The sequence below is a fragment of the Bradyrhizobium sp. P5_C11_2 genome, from assembly GCF_054049755.1.
Genome location: NZ_JBFULT010000926.1, coordinates 1 through 1,706 on the forward strand (window position 1 = coordinate 1; position 1,706 = coordinate 1,706).

The 1,706-nt window shown below is 62.5% G+C and carries 2 protein-coding genes and 1 pseudogene; all 3 read left to right on the top strand.

What is annotated here, in order from left to right:
• Positions 1-596, top strand: a 596-nt coding sequence (locus ACXJL8_RS40355; protein WP_456686958.1) for a carbohydrate ABC transporter permease, incomplete at its 5' end; no start/stop codon positions are given.
• Positions 597-607: 11 nt separating this feature from the next.
• A complete protein-coding gene (locus tag ACXJL8_RS40360) occupies positions 608-937 on the top strand; it encodes a DUF2160 domain-containing protein (protein ID WP_456620414.1) in 330 nt (109 codons plus the stop codon).
• 130 nt (positions 938-1,067) lie between these two features.
• Positions 1,068-1,706 (top strand): annotated as a pseudogene (locus tag ACXJL8_RS40365) (carbohydrate ABC transporter substrate-binding protein); the annotation flags it as partial.

A 1,706-nucleotide genomic window follows, 5' to 3' on the forward strand; every position in this document is an offset into this window, starting at 1 on the left:
ACGTCGTCCTCAACACCATCATCTCGATTTCGGTGGCGCTGCCGGCGGCCTACGCCTTCTCGCGCTACCGCTTCCTCGGCGACAAGCATCTGTTCTTCTGGCTGCTGTCGAACCGCATGGCGCCGGCTGCGGTCTATGCGCTGCCGTTCTTCAACCTCTATTCGGCGATCGGGCTGTTCGATACGCCCTGGGCGGTCGCGCTCGCGCACTGCATCTTCAACGTGCCGCTGGCGGTGTGGATCCTCGAAGGCTTCGTCTCCGGCGTGCCGCGCGAGATCGACGAGACCGCCTTCCTCGACGGCTATTCCTTCCCGCGCTTCTTCATCAAGATCCTGGTGCCGCTGATCGCGAGCGGCATCGGCGTTGCCGCCTTCTTCTGCTTCATGTTCTCCTGGGTCGAGCTGCTGCTCGCGCGCACGCTGACCTCGGTGCATGCCAAGCCGATCGCGGCGATCATGACGCGCACGGTGTCGGCGGCCGGCATGGACTGGGGCTTGCTCGCGGCGGCCGGCGTGCTCACCATCATTCCGGGCGCACTCGTGATCTGGTTCGTCCGCAACTACATCGCGAGCGGTTTCGCGCTCGGCCGGGTTTGAGGGAGGGGCTTATGGAATCCATCGCATGGATGGCCTGGACGCCGCCGACAGCGATATTCTTCGTCGCGCTCGCCTGCACGCTTGCCGTGATGACCTGGCTTGCTGCCGTCTATCCCGAAGCCGAACGCGTCGGCGTGCTGCGCATTCCGACCACGCGCGGCGACCGCCTGTTCGTCTCGCTGATTACGGCGGCCGTCATCCATCTCGCCTGGATAGGCCTGGTCGGCACCGACGCGATCGCCACGCTGCCGATAGGTGAGGAGGGCTTCGAGATTTCGAGGCTGTGGCTCGCAAGTGGAATTTCGCTGGTCACGGCCGTGCTTATTTTCCGCACGGTCTGAAGCTCGCGAAGGGACGGCCAGATCCGGGACCAACCCGGGCCTGTATAAAAGTTTGTCGCTGCAACGGAGGAACAACATGCGACAGTTTAGGAGAAGGAAAGGTCCATTGACCAAGAGCAGTTTTCTGACCATGTCCAGCGCCGCTGCAATCGTTGCAGTGTCGTTCGCCGTCTCGGCGCCGGTCCGCGCCGCTGACGACGCCGCGATCCAGAAGTGGATCGCCGAATTCCAACCTTCGACGCTGTCGAAGGACGAGCAGAAGAAGGAGCTCGAGTGGTTCGCCAAGGCCGCCGAACCCTTCAAGGGCATGGAGATCAACGTCGTCTCCGAGACCATCACGACCCACGAGTACGAATCGCAGACGCTGGCCAAGGCGTTCTCCGAGCTCACCGGCATCAAGCTCAAGCACGACATCATCCAGGAAGGTGACGTCGTCGAGAAGCTGCAGACCCAGATGCAGTCCGGCAAGAACGTCTATGACGGCTGGATCAACGATTCCGACCTGATCGGCACGCACTTCCGCTACGGCCAGACCATCGCGCTGTCGGACTACATGACCGGCGAGGGCAAGGACGTCACCGACCCGATGCTCGACGTCAACGACTTCATCGGCAAGTCGTTCGGCACCGCGCCGGACGGCAAGCTCTATCAGCTGCCCGACCAGCAGTTCGCCAACCTCTACTGGTTCCGCTACGACTGGTTCACCAACCCCGACTACAAGGCGAAGTTCAAGGCCAAGTATGGCTACGAGCTCGGCGTTCCCGTGAAC